Source organism: Methanothermobacter sp., assembly GCF_030055425.1.
In the GTDB taxonomy this organism is placed as follows: Archaea; Methanobacteriota; Methanobacteria; order Methanobacteriales; family Methanothermobacteraceae; genus Methanothermobacter.
The window spans coordinates 53,055-79,820 of record NZ_JASFYE010000008.1 but is presented as its reverse complement, the minus strand read 5'-3'; the positions used below and the strand labels follow the sequence as shown (position 1 = coordinate 79,820).

General features: G+C 47.0%; 25 protein-coding genes. 10 read left to right on the top strand and 15 right to left on the bottom strand.

Annotated elements, in window-relative coordinates:
- Positions 1 to 193 precede the first annotated feature (193 nt).
- Positions 194 to 445 carry a hypothetical protein gene (locus QFX39_RS08000; protein ID WP_300479243.1) on the bottom strand — a complete coding sequence of 84 codons (252 nt, stop codon included), beginning with the start codon at positions 443 to 445 and terminating at the stop codon, positions 194 to 196.
- A 5-nt stretch (positions 446 to 450) separates the two neighbouring features.
- Positions 451 to 624 (bottom strand): hypothetical protein, encoded by a 174-nt coding sequence (locus QFX39_RS07995; protein ID WP_187239640.1) that lies wholly within the window; start codon positions 622 to 624, stop codon positions 451 to 453.
- Between the two features lie 508 nt (positions 625 to 1,132).
- On the opposite strand from QFX39_RS07995, the gene QFX39_RS07990 reads away from it, so the two are divergent.
- From QFX39_RS07990 to QFX39_RS07975, 4 genes are all read left to right on the top strand, one after another.
- On the top strand, positions 1,133 to 1,345 hold the full coding sequence (locus QFX39_RS07990; RefSeq protein ID WP_300479238.1) for a hypothetical protein: 213 nt from the start codon (positions 1,133 to 1,135) through the stop codon (positions 1,343 to 1,345).
- A gap of 54 nt (positions 1,346 to 1,399) precedes the next feature.
- Positions 1,400 to 1,978, top strand: a complete 579-nt coding sequence (locus QFX39_RS07985) for a hypothetical protein (protein ID WP_300479235.1) — start codon at positions 1,400 to 1,402, stop codon at positions 1,976 to 1,978.
- Positions 1,975 to 2,721: a metal-dependent hydrolase gene (locus QFX39_RS07980; protein ID WP_300479233.1), complete on the top strand. Its 747-nt coding sequence runs from the start codon at positions 1,975 to 1,977 to the stop codon at positions 2,719 to 2,721. The genes QFX39_RS07985 and QFX39_RS07980 overlap by 4 nt, the downstream gene beginning before the upstream one ends.
- A gap of 392 nt (positions 2,722 to 3,113) precedes the next feature.
- Entirely contained in the window at positions 3,114 to 3,437 is a 324-nt protein-coding gene (locus QFX39_RS07975; RefSeq protein ID WP_300479230.1) for a hypothetical protein, read from the top strand.
- Here the strand turns inward: QFX39_RS07975 and QFX39_RS07970 are convergent.
- The gene (locus QFX39_RS07970; protein ID WP_300479227.1) at positions 3,412 to 3,669 is read right to left on the bottom strand and encodes a hypothetical protein; all 258 of its coding nucleotides are present in this window, start codon (positions 3,667 to 3,669) and stop codon (positions 3,412 to 3,414) included. The two genes, QFX39_RS07975 and QFX39_RS07970, sit on opposite strands and share 26 nt — an antisense overlap.
- On the bottom strand, positions 3,670 to 4,077 hold the full coding sequence (locus tag QFX39_RS07965) for a hypothetical protein (RefSeq protein WP_147670837.1): 408 nt from the start codon (positions 4,075 to 4,077) through the stop codon (positions 3,670 to 3,672).
- 709 nt (positions 4,078 to 4,786) lie between these two features.
- On the opposite strand from QFX39_RS07965, the gene QFX39_RS07960 reads away from it, so the two are divergent.
- Positions 4,787 to 4,921, top strand: a complete 135-nt coding sequence (locus tag QFX39_RS07960) for a hypothetical protein (protein WP_255477753.1) — start codon at positions 4,787 to 4,789, stop codon at positions 4,919 to 4,921.
- Between the two features lie 13 nt (positions 4,922 to 4,934).
- Here the strand turns inward: QFX39_RS07960 and QFX39_RS07955 are convergent, their stop codons facing one another.
- From QFX39_RS07955 to QFX39_RS07940, 4 genes are all read right to left on the bottom strand, one after another.
- Positions 4,935 to 5,096 carry a hypothetical protein gene (locus tag QFX39_RS07955; RefSeq protein WP_191216084.1) on the bottom strand — a complete coding sequence of 54 codons (162 nt, stop codon included), beginning with the start codon at positions 5,094 to 5,096 and terminating at the stop codon, positions 4,935 to 4,937.
- 60 nt (positions 5,097 to 5,156) lie between these two features.
- Complete coding sequence (locus QFX39_RS07950; protein ID WP_300479220.1) at positions 5,157 to 6,998, bottom strand: ATP-binding protein; 1,842 nt, start codon at positions 6,996 to 6,998, stop codon at positions 5,157 to 5,159.
- Positions 6,999 to 7,152: 154 nt separating this feature from the next.
- Positions 7,153 to 7,587: a hypothetical protein gene (locus QFX39_RS07945; protein WP_191216086.1), complete on the bottom strand. Its 435-nt coding sequence runs from the start codon at positions 7,585 to 7,587 to the stop codon at positions 7,153 to 7,155.
- 244 nt (positions 7,588 to 7,831) lie between these two features.
- Positions 7,832 to 9,022 carry a site-specific integrase gene (locus tag QFX39_RS07940; protein WP_300479213.1) on the bottom strand — a complete coding sequence of 397 codons (1,191 nt, stop codon included), beginning with the start codon at positions 9,020 to 9,022 and terminating at the stop codon, positions 7,832 to 7,834.
- 299 nt (positions 9,023 to 9,321) lie between these two features.
- Between QFX39_RS07940 and QFX39_RS07935 the strand changes: the two genes are divergently transcribed.
- From QFX39_RS07935 to QFX39_RS07915, 5 genes are all read left to right on the top strand, one after another.
- The gene (locus QFX39_RS07935) at positions 9,322 to 9,735 is read left to right on the top strand and encodes a nucleotidyltransferase domain-containing protein (RefSeq protein ID WP_300479211.1); all 414 of its coding nucleotides are present in this window, start codon (positions 9,322 to 9,324) and stop codon (positions 9,733 to 9,735) included.
- The gene (locus tag QFX39_RS07930; RefSeq protein WP_300479208.1) at positions 9,728 to 10,165 is read left to right on the top strand and encodes a DUF86 domain-containing protein; all 438 of its coding nucleotides are present in this window, start codon (positions 9,728 to 9,730) and stop codon (positions 10,163 to 10,165) included. The genes QFX39_RS07935 and QFX39_RS07930 overlap by 8 nt, the downstream gene beginning before the upstream one ends.
- A gap of 199 nt (positions 10,166 to 10,364) precedes the next feature.
- Positions 10,365 to 11,234, top strand: coding sequence for a nuclease-related domain-containing protein (locus QFX39_RS07925; RefSeq protein WP_300479205.1), 870 nt, complete (start codon positions 10,365 to 10,367; stop codon positions 11,232 to 11,234).
- A 180-nt stretch (positions 11,235 to 11,414) separates the two neighbouring features.
- The gene (locus tag QFX39_RS07920) at positions 11,415 to 12,227 is read left to right on the top strand and encodes a DUF368 domain-containing protein (protein WP_300479254.1); all 813 of its coding nucleotides are present in this window, start codon (positions 11,415 to 11,417) and stop codon (positions 12,225 to 12,227) included.
- Between the two features lie 129 nt (positions 12,228 to 12,356).
- Entirely contained in the window at positions 12,357 to 13,598 is a 1,242-nt protein-coding gene (locus QFX39_RS07915; RefSeq protein ID WP_300479203.1) for a putative PEP-binding protein, read from the top strand.
- A 29-nt stretch (positions 13,599 to 13,627) separates the two neighbouring features.
- On the opposite strand, the gene QFX39_RS07910 is transcribed toward QFX39_RS07915, so the two are convergent.
- From QFX39_RS07910 to QFX39_RS07880, 7 genes are all read right to left on the bottom strand, one after another.
- Positions 13,628 to 17,245, bottom strand: a complete 3,618-nt coding sequence (locus QFX39_RS07910) for a PAS domain S-box protein (protein ID WP_300479201.1) — start codon at positions 17,243 to 17,245, stop codon at positions 13,628 to 13,630.
- 114 nt (positions 17,246 to 17,359) lie between these two features.
- Positions 17,360 to 20,914, bottom strand: a complete 3,555-nt coding sequence (locus tag QFX39_RS07905) for a cobaltochelatase subunit CobN (protein ID WP_300479198.1) — start codon at positions 20,912 to 20,914, stop codon at positions 17,360 to 17,362.
- Positions 20,911 to 22,272, bottom strand: a complete 1,362-nt coding sequence (locus QFX39_RS07900; RefSeq protein ID WP_300479195.1) for an ABC transporter ATP-binding protein — start codon at positions 22,270 to 22,272, stop codon at positions 20,911 to 20,913. Before QFX39_RS07900 ends, QFX39_RS07905 begins: the two co-directional genes overlap by 4 nt.
- A complete protein-coding gene (locus QFX39_RS07895; RefSeq protein ID WP_300479192.1) occupies positions 22,253 to 23,011 on the bottom strand; it encodes an energy-coupling factor transporter transmembrane component T in 759 nt (252 codons plus the stop codon). Before QFX39_RS07895 ends, QFX39_RS07900 begins: the two co-directional genes overlap by 20 nt.
- Positions 23,012 to 23,026: 15 nt before the next feature.
- On the bottom strand, positions 23,027 to 23,581 hold the full coding sequence (locus QFX39_RS07890; protein WP_300479189.1) for a hypothetical protein: 555 nt from the start codon (positions 23,579 to 23,581) through the stop codon (positions 23,027 to 23,029).
- A 12-nt stretch (positions 23,582 to 23,593) separates the two neighbouring features.
- Entirely contained in the window at positions 23,594 to 25,369 is a 1,776-nt protein-coding gene (locus tag QFX39_RS07885; RefSeq protein ID WP_300479186.1) for a magnesium chelatase subunit D family protein, read from the bottom strand.
- A gap of 279 nt (positions 25,370 to 25,648) precedes the next feature.
- A complete protein-coding gene (locus QFX39_RS07880; protein ID WP_300479183.1) occupies positions 25,649 to 26,737 on the bottom strand; it encodes a DUF763 domain-containing protein in 1,089 nt (362 codons plus the stop codon).
- Positions 26,738 to 26,766: the final 29 nt, after the last annotated feature.

Genomic DNA, 26,766 nt, shown 5'->3' with positions numbered 1-26,766 from the left:
TAAGAGTGGCAGATGATGGAGTAGGACTCACAGATAAGGAAGAAGGGACAGGTCTCAGCCTTGTAAAGAGCCTTGCACAGCAATTAGAAGGTGAATTAAGGATACTCACAAAAGAGGATAGGGGTACTGAGGTCATAATACCCTTCAGGGAACTGGAATACAAAAAAAGAAGATGAAATACAATATAAATTTTTTATATCCACATCAACTCCCTTTTTGCCCTGTTAATCAGGTTCCCATTTTCATCCTCATATTCCTCGATTATCCTCCTGATGGCCATCCTTGAGATATCACTCCTGGACCTCCCCTCAAGGAAGCTCAGAATATGAAGCTTGCAGGCAGTATGGAGGTCCAGGTAGACCCTCTGAAGGAATATCTTCTTCCCGTGATCATATTCCAACCTGCAGATAAATTTCATTACTTCATCGATTTCTGAGTTCTTCAAGGAAATCACATCCTGCCTACGCTCTGCGCTGTCCTTGCAAACAGGTAGGCCATCCATAACAATACCAGAATTATCATGGATGCCGTGAATATAAAGGCGTATTCATCAATTTCACATACTCTACGGTCCCTAAATTCTTCATCCAGATCCATATCTTCCCAGTGGTCGTCAAAATCCATATCATCACCTCAGGAATTTTATGAAGCCCTTCTGATATGATTTTATGGAGATAAAAGCCCCTGGACATGGAATTTGGCACATTAAGAATCTCTTGAAGAGAAACTGTGGAGGTAGCACCATATCCACTGACCATAATATTACATATTATTAATATTATAATAAAAGTTTATGGGTACTGCATAACATCTAGTTAAACATCCAATTTCAGGATTGTTAGAGAAGAGTGGTTCTTACAGCACCTTAAGATGATTTATTCGAGGTCTATATGATTGTCTCTGGACGACAAAATAGCTACACCCCTGGAGTTCTCACTCCGGAAAATTCTGAATTGGATTTACATTACACAGGGACCTCCCGCAATATACGACCAAAAAGAAGCAAAATCCTACTTATATACGTCCAGTTTATTGAGTCCGCCGAAATCGCATACTTCCCTTATCCTGAACCCATAACCTCATATATCCATAGTATTATTTAATAGTCCTATGGTAATATGAGGTGATTAAAATGAATGGTGAAATAAGAGCCGCCCTGCCCTCAGCGAAAGAAACTGGAGAACCAACAGAAAGACTGCCCTTTGACAGAAAAAATGACAACCGCCTCTTTATTCTAGAAGAAACCCTGTACATGGACACAATTGAAGAACATCTCCTTGGAATACACCTCCACCTAGAGGTACACATCCTCTCTGGAACCTGTACCCATGGAAGCCATAGATGAAGGATCATGCAGAGTCACTATGGGCCTTAAATCTGTAACAGGGGAGTGTAAGGCTTGGAGAAACTCATCAACGAACACCTCGAAAATGGCAGGAGCGTGGCTGTGAGATACAGGGACGTCACAGAATATGATATAAACGCAGACTACGAGATCATCTACCTGGAGATTATAAACCCCGCAAAGGAAACCGCTGCGATGATACTCTCAGAGCTTATAGAATCATCCAAAACCACCATATACAGCAAATACACTCTGAATGAGATCACAAGGACCATAAAGAAAAGAACAAAAAACAGGGACGTCCTGATAGTCTTCAATGATCTGCAGGACCTCTCAAGGAGCTCAACCCGCTTCTTCCTGGATATAATCAGTGAGGTCCAGATACTCTGCAGCATACGAGCAGAGACAAAGGGATACCACACAAAGCTCCTGAACAATATGAAGGTCCTGAGCCTCGAAGAAGATGAAGTGACCGACATAAAAATACCTCTGATCATAATGGGAGGGATTATAGCCTTTTTATTATACCTGAAGATTGCAATGGGCCTTACGGGAACTGTTACATATCTTGTTCTTGCATCTGTATGGTTTGGAACGATAATAGCAAGGACACTGCTCTGGATTGCATCATGAAATTCACAGGAGTTCAGATGGGGATGAGATGGTACACTCATGCGATTTTTGCATTTATCATGGGCACTGTCCTTGGTTATATCCTCGGTGTGGATCTGGGACCCTACTATTTTATTGTTACAGTTGCAGCAGGTACAGTAATTGATTTCCTAGAAATTGCAGTTTATGATAATCACAAAAGAAACCTTCACAACCTCTTCATTCTAATACCCTCAGCTCTGATTTACATGATGTATGATGCCACAATAGGCGCGGGGCTGACAGTGGGGCTCTTCTCACATATTGTACTTGACTGTATGACACCTACAGGTTGCCCACTCCTTCACCCTTTAAAGAAGATGAGATACGCTGTGAAATGGAAGAATAAAAACTCCAAGGCACGTGAAAGGAGGATCCTGGCAGTAATGGTCGTACTTGCATTCTGTACAGTGGTAATAATGGTTCCGCACAGTCCTGTGAATGGCATGATCGAATCATGGGCGGCAGGCCAAAACACAGGCAATAGGTCAGACCAAGGATTTACAGGACCCCACCTGAGCATAAGCAACCCTACAAGGGACGTGTGGATCCACCCCTTCTCAAATGGGAGCATATTCATAGATGTGGAAGATGATCCATCCAGTAAGTACCACCACACTTCAGGCCCATCTAGATCCAGATATAAACTACAAGGAGACCCAGATAAAAAAGAAAAGAAAAATGAAAACAATACAAACAATTTCAACTCATCTAATCAAAGATAGAATCCCATAACCTGTCATAACCACACCCATAACCATCCATAACTAGGATATCCAGAGGTCACATTAAGAATCTGATAAATCCAAAAAACAATCAAAACTGATATTATCGTTAAAAAAGGATTATGGTATCGTCAAAAGATCAAAAGAAAGCTTTAATGATCTTGTGATACGGTTACAAAACTGGGTTTCACCAATATATAACAATTTTTTATGATAATTCCAATACGGTAATCACTTTCAGGAATTTTCCTGATACCTGTTTTGATGCATAGGAGTACCTTTACCTGTGCATGACAGGAGACTCAGACCTAAATTCAGTTGCACTCTTTTCTTATGTAACCATGAACAAGATTTATATGTAAAAAGTTACATAAGAAAGTATGGTGATGGTGATGATAAAGACATTCACCGCGATAGTAGACAGACAGAAAGACGTTGAAACCCTGCAGGAGATGAAAGACTACATAGATGCAAGAATCAGGGCCCTGGAAAGCCAGTCCTCTGAGGTCAAAGACGGGTCCTCAGGTAAGAGCAGGGAGGTCGTGGCCTCAGTAACCTACAGGCTTGAAAAGGTGAGGTGCGGGAAAAAGGGCTGCAAGAAATGTCCACACGGCCCCTACTGGTACGCCTACTGGAAAGAAAACGGAAAAACAAAATCAAAATACATAGGAAAAACACTGAAACCAGTGACTAGGACACCGAAAGCTCCTCAATAACCTCTTTTTGCATTGAAACAAATGAGAAGCCCTCCCTGTCAACATCCAGGAGTTCATCCTCAGTGAAGAGGTACCTGGCCTCATCAGGCATCAGATACAGAACTGCAAGGTACTCATCAAACCACTCCATATACACAGGCTCATCAGGGACAAAGAAATAGTAATTACCTGTGATCCTATCCATGAAGAGCCTGCCACGAACCATCCTTGAACCTGACACTCCAATCACCACCTACATCAACCTCTGCTGAAGTTCCTCTGAAATCAACCTGTGCAGGTAGAAACCCCTATGCCTGCAGGACTCCACATCCAGGACAAAGGATGACCCATCATCCCTGAGGGCCGTGAGGGGTACAAAGAACCAGTGCCTCACCTCAGGTATCAGAGTCGTGACAAAGGGCCTCGCCCTGAACCTGGTTGCAAGTCTCCTCAGCTTCCAGATGTAAGCCTTGGGGAGTTCAAAGACCTCCATGTATGGCAGGAGGACCATGAACAGAAAAACAGTTTCACCATCACCTGCAAGCATGAGGTGCATTTCACGCTCCCTGATACTCAGAACATCAAAATTCTCCTGCATGAGGGACCTCTTGAGGTCATTCTGGCGATTCAAGAACGCCTCACTGTTGACATACTCACTCAATTCCAGACCTCCACAAGGTTTAATGCCGTGGACAGGCCCACAGCGGTGGAGGCACCCTGAGGGGGGGAGATTCGGCCGGAGAGGGACACAATCTGAATTTCATAATTAATTGCATGTGGGACCTGTCCACCGACACTTTCATATTAAACTGAATAAAAAAAGTAATAAAAATTTATGGGTACAGAAACAGCAGGTAAACCTGTGGATCTCATTTAAGCCATCCATAAATATGGGATTGTTGAAGGGGGTTGGTGGGGGTGGGCGGGTGGGGTGTACAAGTTAGATCCAGAGCCCATAAAAACTGGCCCCCTCCAGCTCCCCCAATATGTCTGATATACAGGGTGTGTATATCATGATATCATGGGGTGTATATAACTCTCCGAGGGTACCCCCCGGTCGGGGCTGATATCGATATACAGATATTGTAATACATCATCCGATATACGTGGTGTGTATATCTGGGGGTGTGGGGGTGATATACGCTGAAGGTATGCCTGTAGGGCCGTCCTGATATACATATACACGATATATATCTCAGGTTTTTCTCTAGGAGACCTTCGCTGGGTTATATACAGTATGTGTATATCATGATATACAATGAGAGTATATAAATACTAAAAATGATTATTTTATTATTAAATTAATTATAAGATCAGGAGGTGTTAATCTGGATAATTCCTGGAGACGGTTCTCTAATAAAAAAGTGCAGATGATCATAGAACTACCTGAAAGACTGCTGAGGGACCTCAGATTCATGGCCCTCCTGAAGGGCATGGATGAGGAAGAACTCCTGCAGGAAATCATAACAGACAAAATCAGTGACATTAAAGGCAAAAACAACTAGATTCGAATCCCAATTACTCTTTTTCCAGGTGATCAAGAATTATCTTCCGAATGTAGTTACTCATCGTGCTCCTCGGCGGGACCCTCCTTTTCAGGGCCTCAACCTCATCAGGGTAAAGCCTCACAACAACGGGTTTTGTGTTCTTAAAACCGCCACCAGGTCTGCTGCCAGCCAAAATAACACCTCTCACTTTATTTATCCACAAATAAGAAGTAATCAAGTGTATTATATCACATTATCTTCTACATCTTTCCATCATATCCCTTATTTTCAAAAACCATCCTTCGATTTCATTCCATGTTCCCATTCTCGTGAGATGATCTTTTCTAATCTCTTTACAGCATTGGTTGCAAATTTTATTCTTTATAGCTTTCTTCTCCATATTTACGCCTTTACTAATCAGCAGTTCTGGAATATCCTCACCCCAATCATCACTAGGATCGAGCTCAATTCCAAAACACTCCTCGATTACATCCTTTGGGACATAATTTTCTATCTCGCGTAGTTCTGTAAGAGTTCCATAAGATCCATCTCCCCTTTGATTGACTTTCTCAATAGCCTCAAGATACTGATTTTCATTGTCGCTACCTCTATCACTATCATATAAATGAAATTCAAGAGCATTTGTATTTTCTAGAACGCGACTGACAATCCAATCTTTGAGACGAGATCCATTCATTGGCATAATCGTTAGAGTTCCAGCTTCCATCTCTTTTTCCAAGTCTATAATACTTTTTAGTTCTTCAATATTTTGATTAATATTCAAAAGGAAGTCCTTGTCAGTTGGGCCTTCAACACATACAACAACTTTGCCTATATCTGGAAGAAGACCCATTGTTTTTATAATCTTAGTTCCTACATCTTCATTAAAATCGTAAACCTTGGATCCCTCAGAATCTCTTTCGACATATTTTATACACTCTATTTCAAAGATGCGCATCATATTGGGGCTGTGAGTGGTTAAAAAAAACTGATACTTTTCTCTTTCTGCTAACTCTATAAGAGCCTTTACAAGTCTTTTCTGCCATTTTGGATGCAAAGAAGATTCAGGTTCCTCTATTGCATAAATTACATTTACTTCATTATCTACCTCTTCCTTTATTCTTGCAATGAGAGAGCTCAAAAGAACAAGCCTTCTGAAACCACTACCCCTTTTATTCATAGGTATATCGTCTTCTGTGTTAAATCCGATGTTTTTATATACACAATCCCATCTCAAATCCTCTGTAGACGGTATAGACGGAGTGATTTCTGTTTCATTTTTAGTCAGTAACCTAAACATCTCAATTGTGTTCTCCGCAAATGCTCTGATTTCATTGTCAATCTCCTCTGAAACTTCATTTAATCTGTTTAAGACATCCTCTCTATAGAATATTTCTTTTATCCTACTTTTAAGAGGATCTTGTAGCTCAGAATCTCTGTCCAGATTTTCCCTGTCTACTGCAAACAAATTAAAAACAGGCATGTGCATTTTTAATTTATCCCAGATCTTTTTCAAATCTGTCCCGTCAATAGGGATATACACCTCTTTGAAAATTAATCGACCATCTCTTTTTGAAAAATAATCTCTTATAGCCTTCCTCATTTCAGCAGCTTTCCTTCTATCAGATACTACCAGTCCATGTTCATCAATAAAATCCCTGAGTTCACCTATCTTTTTTGTTATTAGGGCACATAGAAACTCATCATTGCATGGATGATAACATTTTATCTGTGTAGATGAAAGGTTTCCATTTTTAAATCTTTTCCAAATTTCCAATTTTCCATCCTTATTAAGCAAGTATTCCTCCTTTAGGGATGTTTCATTCGTTTCATCTATAATAATAGGATCGGGAAATTCCTCAAATTGAACACCTATGGCAAATTCATTAATGCCCTCGCTTACAGCATCCTTATTCAAATCATCTTTCGTCGCTTTAATACTTCCTTTACCATCATAGAAAAACACATCCAGACCTTCAAGAATTGAAGACTTGCCCTGGTCATTTTTACCCATAAAAACATTAAGATCACTTATATTGACGTTAGAGTTCCTAAAAGACCTGAAATTTTCAAACGAAATCTTTGAAATTTTCAATAATAGCACTCTCCCCCTATTTCTGAGAATACTTGTATTGGTCGAATTATTAAATTTTGTGATTGATATTGTTAAAAGAGGATACTGACTAGTCAAATAGGAACCATATACCCTATGAAAAAATTATTGAGACACTACACAAAAAGAATAAAGGTTAAATGTTCATTCTCAGGAGCTCCTCGAGTTCAAGTTTGGTTATACCACACTTCATGGCATGGAAACCAATAGTGTCATTACCTGTGAACTCATTGATCTCCATAGGATCACAGTCAAAAACCTCAGCTATGCTCCTAATGGACCTGATTGATTCCAGGATCTTCTCATCAACCTCAAAATCAGCAGAGTACCTGGACTCAAGAAACTTGAGGTACTCCCGCTTCTCCTCAATCTTCCTCTGAGTTTTCTTAAGGACATCCTCAAGTTCACCGATCTCATCCTTCAGAAGCTCAATCTCAACAAGTAGCCTTGTGGTCTCGCTGCTGATCTTACTGGCAAAGTAGTCGATGGCATCCCCATAGCTGTAATTACTGTTCTTTATGATCACCCTGGACTGAGGCTTGCACCTGGCAGATACCAGAACCTTCTGCATATACGTAATCACTCCCTCAGAAGTGTTTCAGCATCATCCAGGAGTTTAACCAGCCTCTCAAATGCATCAATGGCCTCCAGTATCTCCCTGATATCATCTTCACCAACATTATTCATAACAACACCTCCAAAATTATTACAATAATTGTATTAAAATAACATTATATAAATATTACTAAAAGTAGGAGCAGGTGTGATAAGCAAGTGTGATAAAAAAATGGTGAATAAAAAACCAGACAGGGACTCTAGTCAGGGATTCTCTTACTCAAAAGTTCATTGATCTCAGGGTACTGTTTGAATATCCTTATGAGCTTCTCAGTCTTCTGGATCTCCTCCTTCATCTGATTATAGATCTTCTCAACCTCCCTCAGGCGCCTGTAATCCCTATCCTCAATGGTCCTCACCTCAACACCATCAATTGAAAGATATGGGAGGGCCTTCATGTACCTCCTCTTGAGGTCCTCAGGATCCATGTACCAGTAGGCCCTATCCACATCAGAGATCTTATGACCTGCAAGGAAATCCGCCAGGACCTTATCACCAAGCTTGTTAATGATGGTGGATATGAAATACTTCCTGAGTGCATGGGCCCTCCAGAAACTGTAGGCACCATCCTTCTTCTTGAAACCCGCCTCAAGGCCTATACGCCTGAAATTCGTTACGATGATATCCCTGTCAATATCCTCACCATTTCTCTTAACAAAGAGGGCCCCATCATAATCCCTGATGCGTATCTTCTCATTCCTCCCGTACATTCTCTCCTTGAGGTAATTAAGGATCTCCTTTGTGGCCTCAGGTGGGATGAAGGTCATGTAGCGGTAGTTCACCTTCTTCCTGACAATATCAAGGGTTATGATCTCATCCATGAGTTCATCCCTGGCATTGAAGAGGTCCTCAACCGTTTCAAGTTCACGGTCGATGGCATCACCTGCAGCATCCAGGAACTTCCTGATGGTCAGCCTCCTGGCCTCTGCCTGCGCCATACCTGAGAGTGCCATGAGGTAGATGAGGGCCTTCTCCCTGGGCGGTGCCATGCTCACAAGTGTCCTGAGTTCCTCCCTGGTGATGAGTTTACCGTAGTTCTGCTCCAGACAGATGTCCCCTGAGGGCTGTCTGAGTTTTGGCATTGTGATGTCCATGGCCTCATAGAATGACCTTACGGCATAATAGTAAAGGCTGATGGTGGAAGGGGCCTTGCCCTCATCTTCCAGTACCCTTCTGAACTTCAGGAGATGCAGGTTTATCTTGCGGTTTCTCATCCTGATGCCAGCTTCCTCCTCTTCCTCTGCCTCAGTTATGAGTTCTGCAGGGGTCATGCCTGTGACCATGCAGTACTTCTTGAGGCACTGGAGGTATGTTTTGAAGGTGGACTTCTCCAAACCCTTCCTGAGTACCCAGGTCTCAAATATCACATGGTCCGAATCTCCAAACTTCATACACTATCCTCCAAAAATATTATTTAATACTGTCCCTTAAATATCTTATTACAAATAGTGTTTATTCGGACCATACGTTCGTAATAGTGACGTTTAACGAAGATATTCTGATGAAAATGAGATCCCACTCAAAACCTCCAGGTCATCTTAATGTCTTATGTGATGAAAATAAAATGCCTCAAAAAACCTCCGGATTCATCACCACATATACCTCAGACGATGCAGATACCCGCATTTCGCATTGAATCTGCACCCACCTGAAACATTATTAAATGAAACATGACATAATATGAAGCGTCATGAGAGAACTCCAGAAAAAGCTTGGAAATTATTTTAAGGATAAGGATGAGGTCAGGCTGGCATACCTCTTTGGCTCGGTTGCAGATGAGAAGGAGGGACCCCTCAGTGACATAGACATAGGGGTACTGCTCGACGATAAACTTGACAGGAACGCAAGGGCCAGGCTGAAACTCAGGATGATATCAGAACTCACGTCCATTCTCGGCTCTGACAGGATAGACCTTGTGATAATGAACGATGCGCCGCCCCAACTGAACTACGAGATAATAAAGGCACGAAGACCACTCACTGAAAACCCTGCCCTCAGGGTGGGCTTCGAGCAGAGGATACTCTCAGATTACCTTGACAGGAGATACTACGACAGGAGATGGCTCAGGAATTACCTGAAAAGGAGAAGATTGAAAAATGAATGAAACTGAGAGAATAATTGAGCGGATAAAAACCATGACATCCTATGTTGATTTCCTCAGGGAGCACAGGGTATCGGAGAGGGAACTCCTGGCTGATTATATCCTGAGATCCGCCATAGAAAGAAACATTCAGCTTGCAATTGAATCAGCCCTTGATATCGGAGAGATGGTGATCTCAATGGAGGACCTTGAGAAGCCAGAAACCTACAGGGACGTTATAGAAATCCTTGAAAAACATGACATACTTCCATCTGATTTTGCAGGAAGGTTCTCTGAAGCCGCGGGTCTCAGAAACATCCTCGTCCACATGTACACCGATGTTGACCCCTCAATCATAGCCGAGGTCCTCAATGAAAGACTTCATGACTTTGAATTTTATTCAGAAGCCATTTTAAGGTTCCTTAGGGATAAATATTCCGATGAATTCAGATAACGGGCGAACATGAAATCTGGTTTTAATTGATCCGCCTACACCATGTTGTAGATAACCACATCTCCTGGAGGGTATTGATTTCGCACTCTTTATCATTCAGTGGCAGTATTGTCATAAGCACACAAAACAGCACACATGGAAAAGAATATAATCAACTCTCCCTATAACTAGGAAAGGGAAATCTCTTTCAAGTGATATCATGGCCTACCTCATATGCGAGAACTGTAACCATTACTGGCAGATCAAGAGCGAGGAGGAATTCTGGGCATTCCACACTTGTGATGAATGCGGCTCACCACTCCTCTACGTTAAAAACTTCAATGAATACCGTAAAATCACCAAAGTTGTCCCTGAATCCAGCAAAAAAACCCAAACCCACAGGAAGGCCAATAAATACCTGAGGTTCTGGAGGGATGGGCGCCTGATCCTCATTGCAGGGGCATTGATGACCCCTGCGGGAATATTACTTGCATTCACAGGCACGGCATGGGGTATCACACCCCTACTTCTGGGAATCGTCCTCATGGTCCTCTCTGTACCACTGAGCAGGGCCAGTGAAAGAAGGGGTATGGGCTGGAGAAAGGGACATGAGGGTGAACTCATAGTTACAAACTGCTTCAGACGCCTGCCTGAAGGTTACCACATCCTGAACGACATCCAGCTCCCAGGGGCATACGGGAACATGGACCACGTGGTTGTGGGGCCAACAGGGGTCTACGTGATAGAGACAGAGTCCTGTTCAGGGAACTACATCGTGAAGGGTGACCGCTGGTTCCTTAACGATGAACTCAGAAAGGAGGAGGTCAGGTCACCGTCCATCCAGGCAAAGAGGAATGCCGCAGCCCTCAAGGAATTCCTTGAATCCAGGGATATCTATGTCTCATGGGTTAATGCAGTTGTTGCATTTCTCAGCGAATCCTGCACCATCATGGAGGAGGATGAGCACTGCAGGATCCTGAAGCCCTGCCAGGTCCCGGAGCATATAATGGAGAGTCGCCTCATGCTGGGTGAGAGCAAGGTGAAAAGTATAGTGGATGCCCTGAGAAAACATGCCTCAGAGGTCTGGTAGGGTTACATTTATGAGGGTAATTAAAATTCGCATCAATCTCCACCTTATTCACATCTGGTAGGTACATTTATAAGGTGGCTGGTTATAAATATCTTCTTCAATTCATGATCATGGAGGATTCAAATGGGTTACTATGACAGACTCAGGGGGTTCCTGGCAATATTCCTGCGGGGACTCTTCATGGGAAGCGCGGATGTTATGCCCGGTGTCTCGGGCGGTACAATCGCACTCATAACAGGTATCTATGAGAGACTGGTACATGCGATAAGTAAGATAAGGTTCGGGTTCATAAAGCCCCTCCTCACTGGAGACCTTGCTGGTGCCAGGAAGTCCCTGAGGGATGAGGTTGACTTTGAGCTCTTCGTACCCCTCCTTGCAGGTATAGCCTGTGCGATTCTCACATTATCAAAGGTTATACTCTTCTTCATAACCACCTATGTGGCATTCACCTACGCATTCTTCTCAGGCCTCATACTCGCCTCTGCATATGTGGTCTACCAGAAGATAGATGGGTTTTCACTCAAAAACCTGGCATCAGGTGCTCTGGGCCTCATATTCGCCTACCTATTTGTGGGCCTTAACCCTATACAGGCAAACCACACACTCCCTGTTGTCTTCATATCCGGATTTGTGGCCATATGTGCAATGATACTGCCGGGTATCTCAGGTGCATTTCTACTTCTGCTGCTGAACCAGTATGAGTACATGCTGGGGGTCCTGAACCGTCTGGCCATCGCTGAGATATTAACATTCCTTGCAGGGGCGGCTATTGGTATAATGAGCTTCTCAAGGGTTCTGGATTACCTGCTGAGGAACCATGAGGCTGTTACAATGTCATTTCTTGTGGGCCTCATGATAGGTACCCTCAGGCTCCCCTACAGGAAGATAGCGATGGTGGATACCACCTCCATCATAATATCCGCAGTGATTGGTATAATCGGATTTGCCCTCGTCATGATACTTGAGAGCAGATTCGACTACATAGACTACTGAAATCTAATTTTTCATTTATAAGTCAAATGGTACTTATATTCATTAATTTTCATTTAATTTACTGGAATGTTCAAAGTTTTGGTTCAGATTGAGCAACTATTTTAACACGATTAAACATATATAAATGACATGCAGATCCTGAGGGGTGTGGGTGCCGGTGCCGGAAGGCGAAGCGGAAGGGTGCGTATAATAAGGAACCTTGAGGATGCATGCAGCCTTGAATGGGGAGAGGTGGCTGTCTTCAAAAAGATAGCCAGGGATATGCTGCCTGAAATCAAAAAGGCCGGTGCTGTTATAGCAGATTACGGTGGACTTACAAGCCACGCCGCAATAACACTAAGGGAACTTGGAATACCCTGCGTACTTGGAACAGAGGTCGCAACCAGAGTCCTCAGGGAGGGCATGATAGTCACTGTGGATGGTAAAACCGGGAACATCTACCGGGGCGTCATGGACTGGGCGTCCAGGGATGACGTGATTGGTGTCCATGAGACAGCCACAAAGGTCATGGTTAACCTGAACTTCCCATGGCTCGCAGCAAGGGTTGCTGAATTTGCCGATGGTGTTGGCTCTGTAAGGATAGAGAATATGGTCATAGAGACAGGGAAGCACCCCTACCTGCTTATGAAGGAAGGTGAACTCTCAGGAGTCCTTGAAAGTGGCCTTGAGGAAATACTTGAAGCATTCCACCCGAAACCTGTATGCTTCAGAACATTCGATATCCCAACAGACGAACTCACACACCTCCGTGGACATACTGAACCCCACGAGAGAAACCCCTTCCTGGGTATGAGGGCCATAAAAAGGGATCTCAGGGATACTGAGGTCCTGAAAGCAGAATTTGAGGCGGTGAGGAATCTCCTGGATTCAGGATACGGTAACCTTGAACTGAAGTTCCCCTTCATAAGGGATATTCCTGAATATGTCCAGGCAGTTGAAATCCTTGATGAATCAGGTATAAGACCCCACAGAGACCTCAGGGTGGGTGCATCCATTGAAACACCATCCATGGCCCTCCAGATAGATGAACTCCTTGATGAAGGCGTGGATTTTGTCTCACTTGGACTCAGTGACCTCACAATGTGCAGCCTTGCAGCGGACAGGAGGAGCACCCGTGTTGCAGGTATTTTCAATCTATCACACCCAGCAGTCCTGGGAATGGTTGAGGAGGTGGTTGTTGCGTGTCATGAAAGGGGTGTGGAGGTCTATGCTGCTGGATACGCTGCAACAAATTATGTTCTGGTGAGGAAACTTGTTGAGATGGGTGTTGATGCTGTATCAACAAGCCCTGATAAGGTTCTGAGGATGAGGTCATTCATCGCAAAGGTGGAGGACTCACTGATACTAAGAGGCATGGGAAGAAACAGTTAAAAAAGCGCCAGTAATCTGAAAGGCAGTGCTTATGAGTCGCGCTCAATAAGTGGGAAGGTTATCCTGAAGCAGGCCCCATCACGGCTTCCGTATTCAAGTTCACCATCAATCTGCCTTACGAGGTTTGCCACAAGCTGCATTCCAAGGGATGTGAGTTCCTCTATGTTGAAGTCCGCTGGAAGACCCCTGCCATTATCAGATATCTCAAGAACACAGTTATCACCGGTTTTTCTGATTGATACACTTATTTTACCCTTATCCCCTGTGAATGCATGTTTCATCGAATTTGAGATTATCTCATTTGTTATGAGGCCAAGGGGGATGCATCTCTCCATCTCCACCATGATATCATCGTATTCAAACTCGAGTTCTATGAATCTTCTATCGCTTGACTGGAGTGTGACCATCTCATCTGCAAGTGTTTTGAGGTAGTCCCCCAGGTTTATGGTGGATATGGCCTTTGACTGGTATATCTTTTCATGGGCAACCGCCATTGTCCTCACTCTCAGCTGGCTATCCCTGAGGATATTCAGGATTTCAGGGTTATCTGTGTAGGCTGACTGGAGTGAGAGGAGGCTTGCAACTATCTGGAGGTTGTTCTTGACCCTGTGGTGTATCTCCCGTAGAAGCACCTCCTTTTCATAGAGGGATTCAATGATCTGCCTGTGCATCATTATCCTCTGAATTCCATCAGAGATTTCAGCTCCAAGTATCTCAAGGAATTCGGTTTTGTCCCGGATTTCATCGGCCTTTGAGCCCAGTTTAAGGGTTCCCTTAACCTCACCATCGACTATTATGGGTATTTCAGCGAAATTTCCATGCAGTTTAAGTTTATGGGATTCAGGAAGTTCTTCTAGGGGTTCAGTTCCCCTCTCCAGTCGCAGGTCAGGTTCAATGTAGGCTGCCGCTGATCTGAATTCAGGGCACCGTATGATGGCATCGAGAACCCGTTCCATGAAGATACCCTGATCATCTGTCTCCGCAGATTTAAGTATGATATTTATGAGCCTCAGATGATTCTGATGTTCCATCATTCTCTTCCTGTAGGCCAGCTGCCTCACCGCCAGGAGGTAATACTGCGAAAGGTGTTTAACCGCCCTCAGGTCTGATTTATGGAAATTTCCGCCCATGAGGATTATCTCAGATTTCATATCACCTGATGATGCACTGACACGCAGGGTGTCCCCTGCAGATGAGATTCCATCCTCTGAAATTGCCTCAATTTCCTCATTACTGAGGCCGCCTGATACCAGAATTTCCCTTCTGTTTTTGAGTCGTATGGCACCCTTCTCTGCACCTGTAACCTGGCATGCGGCATCAAGTATGTACTCTGTGAATTCTTTTATGCTCTCAGCGGAAACCGCATGGGGGTATATCTCACTTAGAACCATCCTGACTCTGAGTTCATCCCTCAGCTTGTGCTGGGACATTTTGAGTTTTGTTATATCATTGAAGCTCAGCACAACCTGACCTGAACCTGGAATATCACCCCTGTGGACTATCATGTGGAGAACCCTATCATCGGCCTTCATCCTGAGGAGTGCCCGGCATCTGTTCTGGAGTCCGTGGAGCTTCTCAAGGTCACCCTCATGGATGATATCGGCCATGTTGATTCCCTCCGATCTGCCGAAGATCTCTTTAAAGACCCTGTTCGCGCTCAGAATATTGAAGTCCGTGTCTGTAACTGCAGTTGGGGTTGCCCTGTTTTCAAATATTGTCCTGTAACTTTCCCGTGATTTCTCTAGTTTCTTCTTGGTCTCAATGTAATCTGTAACATCCCGCAGTATCTCCACGGCGCCTATGACCTCCTCATGTTCATCGTATATTGGGGACGCCTTGATCTGGAAGTGCCTTCCCATGTGCCCCACATGGACCTCAGCGTAGATTGAATTCCCATCCCTTCTGATATTCCTGTACCTTTCAGGGACATCTTCGGGTTTTAAAATGAATTCAAGAAGTCCCGGGGTTCTTTTACCGTAAAATGGAATTGCGTATGCTCTGTCACCTTCACCCATTATTTCGTCCTTCCTTACACCTGTAAGTTTTTCCATCTCCCGGTTCCAGGCCATAACCTTTCCATCAGTGTCAATTGCAAATGTGGGGTCGGGTATTGACTCAAGGAGGTCCCTGAATTTTCTGTGTTCAGTTCTAAGCTTTTTATGGGCCCTGTAGAGGTCCGTCATGTCCCTGACTATGGCCATCACAAGGTCCCCTGACCTGCTGACGGTAACCCTTGCGGGGAAAACCTCACCTGTGATTCTCCTGTGGAGCCAGTCGAATTCACACCTCTCACCGGACATTGCCCTTTCAATAATGGTCCTGGCCAGTTCTGAGGACTTCCCATCCCTCTGGTACTCAGGTGAGAGTTCCCAGGGGGTTTTACCCTTTATTTCGTCCTCGCTAGCCCTGAAGAGTTCCAGGGCGGTTCTGTTACATTCAATTATTTTTTCGCCCTTCATAAGGAATATAGCGTCTCCTGCATTTTCGAAGATTTCACGGTATCTGGATGAAATGGAATCAAGTTTACTTTCTGAGGTGATTCTCCGGAGGGTTTCTGAGGTGCTTGAGGCAATTTCCTTAAGGAATTTCATCTCAGCATCATCGATTATCCTCATCGCTGAAACCACGAGGTAGAATGGGTTTTTGCAGTTCTCCAGCTGTATGACCGCGGTTGACCCGCCCTTCCCTTTGTGAATGCCTTCCCTCAGATCGACATCAGGCATTGGACCCTCACCTTCAGTAACACCGTCAGGTGTCCTGAATGACGCATGGGAGTATCCCTCATCAACCAGGAGTTTGCATATACCTTTCATGAGTTCAGAAGGATCGGTTGAAACCGCCGCCTTAAGGTTAATTCTGCTTAGAAGTTCCAGGCATCTGTTTGTCTTTCTAAGGCGCTTCTCAACCATCTTCTGCCCTGTTACATCCCTGAACATGCAGAAGCCGCCCTTGAACTGGGACGACTCAGTTATGGGGTGGCCTGAGAGGATCATCCATTTCGTGCTACCATCAGCTGCCCTGAAGCGGATCTCACGCTCCCCTGATACACCCTTACGGCAGGAATCAAAGATACGCTCCATTATTTTCCTGTCTCCAGGGTGGACAAAATCAAATATGCTTTTTCCAGTAATATCCCCGCGTCTACAGGATAAAAAGTCAGCCATCCTCTTATTACAGTACTGTATAATCCCATCTGAGCTGAATATACAGACTCCCTCACCTGTTGTATCCAGTATCTGCTGGTACCTTCTGTTGGCATGGGAGAGGAGTTTCTGCATCTTATTCTTGTACAGGGCGAGTTCAAGGGCGTATGCAAGTTCCCTTGAATTGAAGGGCTTCAGGAGATAGGCGTCCGGCTCAACTTCGGATGCCCTCTCAAATATCTTCCGGCTGGAATAAGCTGTGAGGAACACCACGGGTACATCAAGAACCCTTTTTATGGCGCTTGCAGCCCTTACCCCATCAATCTCTGACTGGAGAACTATGTCCATGAGGATGATGTCTGGTTTCATCTTGAGGGCGGTTTCAATGGCTTCCTCCCCGGTACTAACAGAAACCGCATCATACCCCCATGATTCAAGAAGCCTCGTAAGTTCAAGTGAGGTTACCGCCTCATCCTCAACGATAAGGGCAGATGGCATGTACATATATATTGCTTTTCTTGGTATATTAAACCTTCTATGTTAAAGAAAAAAGGGGGTACCTCAATGAATCTTCTTCTACTTCCCCTATAATGTTAACTTAATCTGTGTATGGACCCCCTACTCAAGTTCATATTCAATGTTGAGAACCATCTCCCTTATCCTCTCAATCACCTCATCCGGTGCGTCCCAGTAGCCCCTCTCAGCTGTTTCAAGGAGTATCTCACCCATCCGAACCGCCGCAAAGGGGTTGTTCTCTGTGATCCTCCTCCTCATCTCATCGTCAACTATCAGTGTCTCTGCAACATCATCATACACCCAGTTCTCCACGGCCCCTGTTGTGGCTGAAAAGCCCAGGAGGTGCTCCACACGGTCCTTGATGTTCTTTGCGCCATGATAATCATGGGCCAGCATTCCATCAAGCCAACGGGGGTTGAGGACCCTGCACCTTACAGCCCTCCCTATGACATCCTCAAGGCCCTCAACGTAGAGCTCGTCCTCAGTTGAGTCCACAACCCTCACGCTGCATGAACCCCCAAGGCTCCTTACAGATGATGTGAGGCCACCCATGAATTCATAGTAGTGGTCGAGGTCTGTCACCTCGTACTCCACGTTGTCCCTCTCCTGGGCCACCACCTCCACCCTCTGGAGGTTCCTCCTGAACTCATCCCCGGCCTCCCTGACACCGCCGGGAAGGTGGGCGTAACACATCTCCTCCATGTAGGTGGATGCAAGTTCATCCTCAGAGTTCCAGCTTCCATCATCGATGATTTCGGGTAGTGTGCTTGCATACTCCGATGGTGCCGGTCCAAATATCCTCGGGGGAACCTTCACCGGTCCATCCTCAAGGTTGTGCTTCAGGATGTGGTTGTCCTCAGGGTCCTCATCAAGGTTTGCAACCGCCTTAAATGCCCTGTTCAGCAGCTCGATCTGGCTTCCCAGTGTGTCCCGGAATATGCCGCATATGTTAACCAGTACATCCACCCTTGGCCTTCCAAGCTCCTCCAGGGGTATCACCTCTATGTTCTTTGCCCAGGGCCCATACTTCCTGTTTATGCGGACACCCAGAAGTTCAAGGATAATTGAGATGGTCTCACCGCCTGTCTTAAGGGTTTCAAATCCCCATAGAACAACTGCAACGGTTTCAGGGTACCTTCCATGCCTCTCAAGGTGGTCCCTGAGGAGCAGCTCTGCAGAAGTCCTTCCCCGGGTCTCTGCAGATGATGTGGGTATCTTCATTGGGTCAAAGGCGTACATGGCATACCCTGTGGGGTATGTCTCAGGGTCCCTCACAGGGTCCCCACCCCTCCCCGGTGGGACATAACTGCCTGAGAGGGCCTCAAGGAGGGATTCTGTTTCCCCTGTGAAGTCGCACCTTTCTGATAAACCCCTGACCCATTCAACATAGTCAGGGGGGAGATCCACATCTCTTCCAAGGAGTATATCCCTCAGCACTTCCAGGGCCTTCTCTTCAATCTTCCACCCCTCTGAGGTGTCCTTAACCTCACTGTAGTCAACCCCCATCCTCTCTGCCACCATTGAATGGATGGACGGGTACTCCCTTTCAAACCTGAGGACCCCAAGGAGGTAGGCTGCCAGATCATCAGTACTCCACTCTGTGTCAATGACATGGAGCCCCCTGGGGATGAGGCGCCTCTTCATCCTGAATATCTCGGATTCAATCTCACCTATATCGCCTGTGAGGTTGAGTCTGGATGCCTCCAGTTCTATCCTCTCCCTTAACTCCTCACCCCCCACCTCATGCCACTCCACTATGAGTTCCTCAAGGTTCTGGTATTCACCGTAGAGGTCTGATGCCATGAATGGTGGTGATGCATGGGATATGGGGAGTGCATAGGATCTCCTCCTGGCTATGGTTGACTCTGAGGTGTTACCTGCCCAGTAGAGGTATATGTTTGGCAGGTCTCCGATTAGGAGGTCAGGGTAGCATTTATCCCCAAGTGCCGTCTCCTTTCCAGGGAGAAATTCCAGTGTACCGTGCATCCCGAAGTGCACCACGGCATCAGGTTCAAGGGACTGGAGGTAGAGGTAGAATGCCAGGTACTGGTGGTGCGGTGGCATGTTACGGCTGTGGTATCCATCGGCGTCCATGAGCCCCCTTGAAGGCTGTATGCAGAGGTAAACAGAGCCGAGTTCAACCACCGGGATTATCATGTCATCACCATCAACCATCACATCCCCGGGCGGTTCGCCCCACCTGGCACATATATCATCCCTCAGCTCATGGGGGAGCCCCCTGAACCATTCAATGTACTGGTCCGCCGGAAGCCTCACACCACCACACTGGAGGTATGATGGGCTGTTTATTAGTCCCTCAGCCATTATAATATCCTTCAGGGGCTTTTCAGGAAGTTTGACGCTGTAACCATTCTCATGGAGTCTCTTAAGGAATCTCTCGAGGCTCTCAAGGACATCAAGGTACCCAGCACTTCCAAGGTTCGCCTCCCCCGGCGGGTAGTCATAGATGATAATGGCAAGCCTTTTCTCATGGTTTTTTCTGTTCCTGAGTTTCAGCCAGTTTCTGATGCGGGCTGCGAATTTATCCATCCGATCAGGTACAACCTCAACCACCCTCACCTCACCGAGGTCCGGGTCATCAAGGGTCCTCATACCCGCAGTGAAGAGGGGTTCAAATCCACCGTCCAGTTCAGGTAGTGTCACCCCCAGGACCACCTCCATCGGGTTCAGGCCGTTCAGGTCCCCCTCCCACTCATCAAGGTCTGTCTCGTAGCCCCTCAGGCAGATGAGGTAGGGGGCGTTTATTCTCCTGAGGAGTTCCCTGGTTGCTTCAGGGTCGCCTCCCAGGGGCCCCCCGTTGAGCTGAAAGTACTGCATGTTGACGAAGAGGTCCACATCACCCATGTACTCCCCTATGGCCCGCAGATTGTTTTCAACATCCGAGAAAACGATGGTACAGTTTGCCTCCCCGTGCAGCCTCGAATAGATCTCCTCAACCAGTGGCCTTGTATCATCAAAGTGCATCCCCGAGTAAAAGAGCATTCCCACCGTTGGGAGGTCCGGGTCAAATTTTGAGGCCCTCCGGTATGATTCAATGTCGGTGTAGAATCCCCTGAACGGGAGGTAGAGGCCATATGGGGGCATCTCCACGGGGTCGTCATGGGGAACCTCCAGGTCAGTGTATTTGTCAAGGATGAAGAGGATCATGTTCATGAGGTTATCAGGGTCGCCGCCCCCATAGTAGTCCATTATCCTGAACCAGTTCTCAAGGTCATCCCTGATTTCATCTGAACCAGCTATCCTCAGGATCTCCCGGCTGTCCCTTGACCTCACCAGTGAGTCGATCCTCTCTGGGGCCAGTTCAACGAGTCTTCTAAGATCCAGACGTCCCATTGATGTGAGGGAGAGTATGTGGTTGCTTCCCCAGACGAGGGTTATGACGGTTTTATCTCTTCCCGCCAGGATGCCTGGAAGTTCCCGGCCTATCCTCTCGTTTCCCCTTATATCCACGAGCACCACATCTGCCTCTTCAACGTCCCTCTCCAGCTCGTCCAGGGGTACAGAGGGGTCCTCGTACTTTTCAAGGTAAACCTTCTTTATCCTGACTATGTCGCCGTGTTCATCCCTTATCTTCATGAGGGCCTCCTTGAGTGAGGCTGTGTTATTGATTGTGGTAACTGCAAGTATCCTCTTCAATTTAACCACCTCAGGCCACTACCATTATCCATTGAGACCAGATTGTCTGCAACCATTTCAAGGAACTCAAGGTCATGTGATATCACTATGAGGGATATTCCCTCAGCCCTGAGTTTATCTATCCACCGGGCGAGTCTCTTCATGTTATCAAGGTCCATACCGGTTGTCGGCTCATCCAGAACCAGAACCCCGGGTTTTCTGAATATATACGCTGATATGACTGTCCTCTGTTTCTCACCGCCGCTGAGTGAATGTGGGTGCCTTTCCCTTAGATGATGGAGGTTCATGGTCCTCAGGACATCCTCAAGGTCCCTGCTCCTGTAATCATCCACCCCAAAGGTCAGCTCCCCCTCAACGGTGTCCATGAAGAGCTGGTGGTCGGGGTCCTGCATGACGAGACCGGTGCCACCATCAGCCTCAATGAATCCGCTGTCGGGTTTCAGGAGCCCCGAGATCAGCCTTGCAAGTGTTGTTTTTCCGGAGCCGTTGGGTCCTGTTAACCCCAGCACCTCCCCCTCCCTCAGTTCAAGGTTTATATTCCTCAGGCTGAAGTCGTCACCATAGGTGTAGGAGAGATTGGAAACCCTGAGAACAGGTTTGCCCTTCCTTTCTCTGGGCCTCAATCTGAAACTTACCTCAGGGGATCTCAGGCCATATTTATCCCTGAAATCAGGGTCCCTGAGTGCATCTGTGTCAGTATCCTCCACCACAGAGCCCCCATCCATGACAATTAGCCGGTCAAATACATCCGGAACCCTGTAGGTCCTGTGATCCATGAGTATCAGGGTCCTATCCCCCATCCTCTGGAGGACGTCAAAGAAGTCATCCGTTGCCTTACGGTCAAGGCTGGATGTTGGCTCATCCATGAGTAGGATTTCAGGGGACATTGAGAGCTGTGAGGCTATTGCAACCCTCTGTTTCTCCCCATCTGAAAGTCTGAAGACGCTCTCATACCTTTTATGTTTCAGTCCAACCAGCCTGAGGGCCTCACCCACCCTCTCATCAATGTCAGGGAGTTCAAGGTTCCCTGGTCCGAGGGATACCTCATCGTTGACGTTCAGGGTGAAGAACTGTGATTCAGGGTTCTGGAAGACGTATCCCACATCCGCTGCAAGTTCCCTGACCTGGAGATCAGATGTGTCCCTGCCATTCACCAGCACGGCGCCCTTAAGGTCCCCTCCCATTATGGAGGGCGCCACAGCGGTGATTAACCGTGCAAGGGTGGACTTTCCGCTGCCACTCCTCCCTGTGATGAATACAGACTCCCCCCTCTTGATTCTGAGGTCAAGGTCCCTGATGGCATGCTGCTCCTGATTGGGGTAGGTGTAGCTCACATCCTCAAATGAGACCGCATACACCTGAACCACCCCCGTTGATCAATCCAAGTAACGTGAAGATGGCTCCAGAGACCAGCAGGAACACCGCATCCCTGTAAGTGAAGGTCATCTTACCCCCTGCCACCCTCCTGGGGTCGAATGCCCGTGTCTCGGCTGCAACAGCAACCTCATCTGAGATCTTGACAACCCTTATGATGAGTGGTATTATGAGGCCACGGTAGATGAGTGACGGCCTTCTAGCCAGCGACAGACCTGAAGCGTTGAGCCTCAGTTTAAGGGAATCCCATATTGATGAGGCCTCAACTGCGAGGGCCGGGATGTACCTGAGGGCCACCGTGAGCGTGAATACAATCTCCCCTGGAATACGGAGGGACCTCAGGGACTCTGCAAGGCTTCGCGGCGAGGTTGTGAATGCGAAGAATAACCCGGCGGCCACCAGGATGAAGAACCTTGCAAAGAATGGGCCGAGAAAGCCGAGGGCGTATTCCATATCACCCGAGGTTAGGAATACTGCAACCACCGAGAGCACCCAGAAGAATGCGATGAATGAAAGGAATGGAACAGCGGCTCTGAGGGAGCCTGAGGATGCCAGGAGCCCCGTGAAAATAGCCCCCAGCAATACCAGTATCCAGAGTCTGGATATCAACACAGAGAAGGCCGCTGCAAGAAGAACTATCAGCATCTTTGATAGGGGATTTATCTCGCCAAAAAATCCCGTCTCCGTGGTGGTGAATGGAGAGAAAACCCTGTTCAGGTCCATCAGATCTCCCCTGAATTACTGCTTCATTGCCCCCGCCTTTCTGAGTTCAGTTATGATCCCGTAACCCACCAGTGCCCCAAGGACCCCAAGAATAGCCACCAGTAGTGCTGATGCAATGATCAGGATGGGGGCCAGCATGAAATTTGCAAATCCAAAGAGGAATGGCACGGTGAGGATCACGATGGTCTCTGTGAACTTGGCAGCACCACAGCCAAGGAGAAGGGAGTTCCTGGATGAGTAGCCGCCGTAAAAAACCCCTGCGGCAACATCACCTGCAAGGCCCCCCAGGAGGGTTGCAGGTAAAAGAGGCAGGAAAGCGGGCATTATAAAGCCACAGATGATCCCGTTAACAAGGCCTATGATGGTGAATGTCCCCACCTTCCCCACACCTGCAAGTCCTATGCTTATAACGATGCATACAAAGAATGCCGATACAATGGACTTGAGGGCGTCCACAGGTGTAAGTGCCGATACACCAAGGATCGTCACCGTCTGCACGATGTACATGAGGGCTATTATGAGACCCAGAAATGTGAGGTCAGATGTTGTGAAACTTCTAAGCTTAAACAAGGGAATACCTCCTCAGATAATTACGTCATCAAGGTAGAAGATCTCTGAATTGAACCTGGAGGCCATATCCTCAAGTATACCCAGGCTCCTCTTCTCGGGCTCAGCGTTTACAAATACAATTTTCATGTTACCAATCTCCTCTTCAAGCATTCTGAGGTCCTCCTCGAGGTTGGAGTTTATGAAAACGTTGCAGCGTCCATCTGAGATAACAACCGCTGTGCAGGCCTCCTCATCAGCGGATTTTGAGACCTCAGCTGCCAGTTTCAGTGCCGGTGTGAGCGGTGTTCTGCCACCGGCCTTAAGGCCCTCAAGGGCCTCCTCAACCGCCTCCAGACGGGATGTTGGTTCAGCCACAACCGTGGCATCATAACCCCTGAAGGCTATTAGGGCTATCCTGTTCCTCTTTTCATATGAATCCCTGAGAAGAAGCCATGAAACCGTCTTTGCAAATTTTATCTTACGCTCCAGCCTCATGGATGAGGATGTGTCAAGGACCATGATGTAGAGGGCCCTGGCCTTCCCCACGCGGACCTTCTCCATGAGGTGCTCCGGTTCTATCCTCAAGGAACCAGCTGCAGCGGCCCTTCGCAGTGTGGCATCAACCGCCACACTTGAGGGCTCAGGGTTCTCCCTTGCACGGACGTACTTCCCCCTTCTGCCCTGAACAGCCGGCCCTGCATGGCCCTGGAGAGATGCCCTGAGGTCAGGGACCTTAAGGTCCTTCCGTAGTCTCCTGTTCCTGTCGATCTCAGAGTCATCCTCAAATTCCCCGTTCAGGATGTCCTCTATGAGCTCCTGTGAGAGTTCCTGTTCCCTCTGGAATGGGAGCTGTTTTAGTCGGTGCTTCATCGCAAGGAGTGCCGCCTCCTTAACGTCGTCTCCATTCACCCAATTCCTGCCGTTGAACGCTGCAAGGGTTCTCGCTGTCCTTGCTGTTATGATATCGGCCCGGTGTGTCCTGATTCCAAGTGCCGATGCTATTTCAACTATCTGGAGGAGCACATCATCATCCATCTCAACACTGCTGAGGAGACTGCGGGCCTCCATTATTCTCCTCTGGAGCTCCTCCTGTTTCCTCCTGAACCCTGAATGGAATGCCTCAGGATCCTCCTGGAAATCGAGTGCCCGCTTTATGACCTTTATCCTCTCATCAGGGTCAGTGAGGGCCTCCACATCCACGCTCAAACCGAATCTGTCAATTATCTGGGGCCTCAGGTCCCCCTCCTCAGGGTTCATGGTACCTGCAAGTATGAACCTTGAGGGGTGTCTCACAGATATGCCCTCACGTTCAACTATGTTCACGCCCATGGCTGCTGCGTCAAGTAACACGTTGACCACATGGTCATCGAGGAGGTTGACCTCGTCGATGTAGAGGATGTTTCCATTGGCCCTTGCAAGTAATCCTGGCTCAAGGGCCTTTATTCCCTCATGGAGCGCCCTCCTTATGTCAATGGTTCCCACCACCATGTCCTCTGTTGCCGAAACAGGAAGGTCAACAACCTCCATTTTTGCGGACCTCACCTGAAGCTTCCCATGCATCTTAAGTTTTTCCTGGCACTCCATGCACAGTTCAGATCCATCAGGGTCGCATCCGAACCTACAGCCATCCACGATGTTTCTTTCAGGAAGAATGTCACTCAGGGCCCTTACTGCAGTTGACTTTCCTGTACCCTTATCCCCCCTTATCAGGACACCCCCTATTGCAGGGTTTACTGCGTTGAGGAGGAGGGCCTTTTTAAGCATTTCCTGACCTGTGATTGCTGTAAACGGAAAGTATCCTGTATCCAACCTATCACCATGTGGATGTATCTCAGCAAGGTATTTAATAATTACTAAAAAAATTCAAGTATTACTTATAAGCATATGAAATCCTGAAAAGTAATAAAAATTTTTCTCCTTAAATTTCCATGGGCCTGGCAGTGGAAGACTTTCAGGATAGAGCCACAAAAAAACAAAGAAAAACAGCTAAAAAACAAAAATTTAAGTAATATAATCTTTCTTGAGGAAAACCTGAACTCAATGAAAATACGAATATCAAAAACAAATCATGCTGAATGGACAAAAAAACTAAAACCTCAAGAATCTTTCAAGGGACTCAAGTGCCCTGAGGCGATCCTTTCTGTCAATCCTGGCCTCCTCAAGAGCACCCTTGAGATAATCCACTGTGCTGTCATAGGTATCCCTATCAACAGGGTACGGGTATCCGTCCTTGCCACCATGCGCATAGCTGTACTTCACAGGATCCCTCCAGCTTACCTCCTCACCGTATACGAGGTCTGCAACAAGGGCCAGGGCCCTGATCTTTTTGGGTCCAAGGCCATCAACCATGACCAGTTCCTCATAGTTTCCAGGCCGGATCTCATATGCCCTCTCAAGGACCGCCATATCCCTCTCTGTGAGGTCCAAGGGTAGAACCTCATGGTGACCTGGCATGTCAAGTACATTGAAGTCAAAGAGTGTCCGCTGCCCTGTGAGGTACCCCCTTATGTGTGAGGGACCATCGCAGACTATATCAACACTCACATCACGGGCACCCCTGCTTCTGGGTGAGGTCATGTCAAGGACCTCCCCCATGGTCTTATCAGATGATATCCCGCTGTGGGGTGAGTCAACATAATCCCCAACCCCTGAACCAAGCCAGTGGTACCTCCTGGCATATCCTCCATCAGGGTTGAGACCCTGCTGTACAACAGCCCACTCACCATCGGCGTCAACAAGGAAGGTGTGCTGGTAGAGGCTGAAACCGTCCTGTATACAGTTACCATCCACCCTGGCAGCTATCCTGCTGGAATAAACCAGGTGATGGGAATCCAGGTCAAAGAGTTTCCCTGCAGCCTCAAGTTCCCCCGGTGTCCTGCGGGAAGCCCTCCCCTTACCACCTGCAACCAGTATACCGTGCCTTTCAGGGTCAAGTGCAGATTTGAGGGCCCCACAGGTAGTTGTGGTTGTCCCTGAGGAGTGCCAGTCAAACCCGATGGTGCAGGAGAACGCCTGAAACCAGAATGGGTCAGAGATCCTCGATATGAACTCAGAGGTCCCGTACTCCTCAATTATAACCTCAGCTATGGCACCTGAGAGTTCAACCATCCTCCTCATGAGCCAGGCAGGAGGATGTCCCCCATGCAGGGGGAGGTTTGCGATACCTGTTCTCCTCATTCCAGACCACTGAAACGATTATTTAACGC

Excerpts from the sequence above, each read along its gene's own strand:
- QFX39_RS07975 (WP_300479230.1), top strand. The coding sequence starts at position 3,114 with ATGATAAAGACATTCACCGCGATAGTAGACAGACAGAAAGACGTTGAA.
- QFX39_RS07910 (WP_300479201.1), bottom strand. The coding sequence starts at position 17,245 with ATGTACATGCCATCTGCCCTTATCGTTGAGGATGAGGCGGTAACCTCA.
- QFX39_RS07940 (WP_300479213.1), bottom strand. The coding sequence starts at position 9,022 with ATGAAGTTTGGAGATTCGGACCATGTGATATTTGAGACCTGGGTACTC.
- QFX39_RS07930 (WP_300479208.1), top strand. The coding sequence starts at position 9,728 with ATGAATGAAACTGAGAGAATAATTGAGCGGATAAAAACCATGACATCC.
- QFX39_RS07895 (WP_300479192.1), bottom strand. The coding sequence starts at position 23,011 with ATGGACCTGAACAGGGTTTTCTCTCCATTCACCACCACGGAGACGGGA.
- QFX39_RS07920 (WP_300479254.1), top strand. The coding sequence starts at position 11,415 with ATGGGAAGCGCGGATGTTATGCCCGGTGTCTCGGGCGGTACAATCGCA.
- QFX39_RS07925 (WP_300479205.1), top strand. The coding sequence starts at position 10,365 with ATGGCCTACCTCATATGCGAGAACTGTAACCATTACTGGCAGATCAAG.
- QFX39_RS07880 (WP_300479183.1), bottom strand. The coding sequence starts at position 26,737 with ATGAGGAGAACAGGTATCGCAAACCTCCCCCTGCATGGGGGACATCCT.
- QFX39_RS07995 (WP_187239640.1), bottom strand. The coding sequence starts at position 624 with ATGGATTTTGACGACCACTGGGAAGATATGGATCTGGATGAAGAATTT.
- QFX39_RS07935 (WP_300479211.1), top strand. The coding sequence starts at position 9,322 with ATGAGAGAACTCCAGAAAAAGCTTGGAAATTATTTTAAGGATAAGGAT.
- QFX39_RS07945 (WP_191216086.1), bottom strand. The coding sequence starts at position 7,587 with ATGCAGAAGGTTCTGGTATCTGCCAGGTGCAAGCCTCAGTCCAGGGTG.
- QFX39_RS07980 (WP_300479233.1), top strand. The coding sequence starts at position 1,975 with ATGAAATTCACAGGAGTTCAGATGGGGATGAGATGGTACACTCATGCG.
- QFX39_RS07960 (WP_255477753.1), top strand. The coding sequence starts at position 4,787 with ATGATCATAGAACTACCTGAAAGACTGCTGAGGGACCTCAGATTCATG.
- QFX39_RS07990 (WP_300479238.1), top strand. The coding sequence starts at position 1,133 with ATGAATGGTGAAATAAGAGCCGCCCTGCCCTCAGCGAAAGAAACTGGA.
- QFX39_RS07915 (WP_300479203.1), top strand. The coding sequence starts at position 12,357 with ATGCAGATCCTGAGGGGTGTGGGTGCCGGTGCCGGAAGGCGAAGCGGA.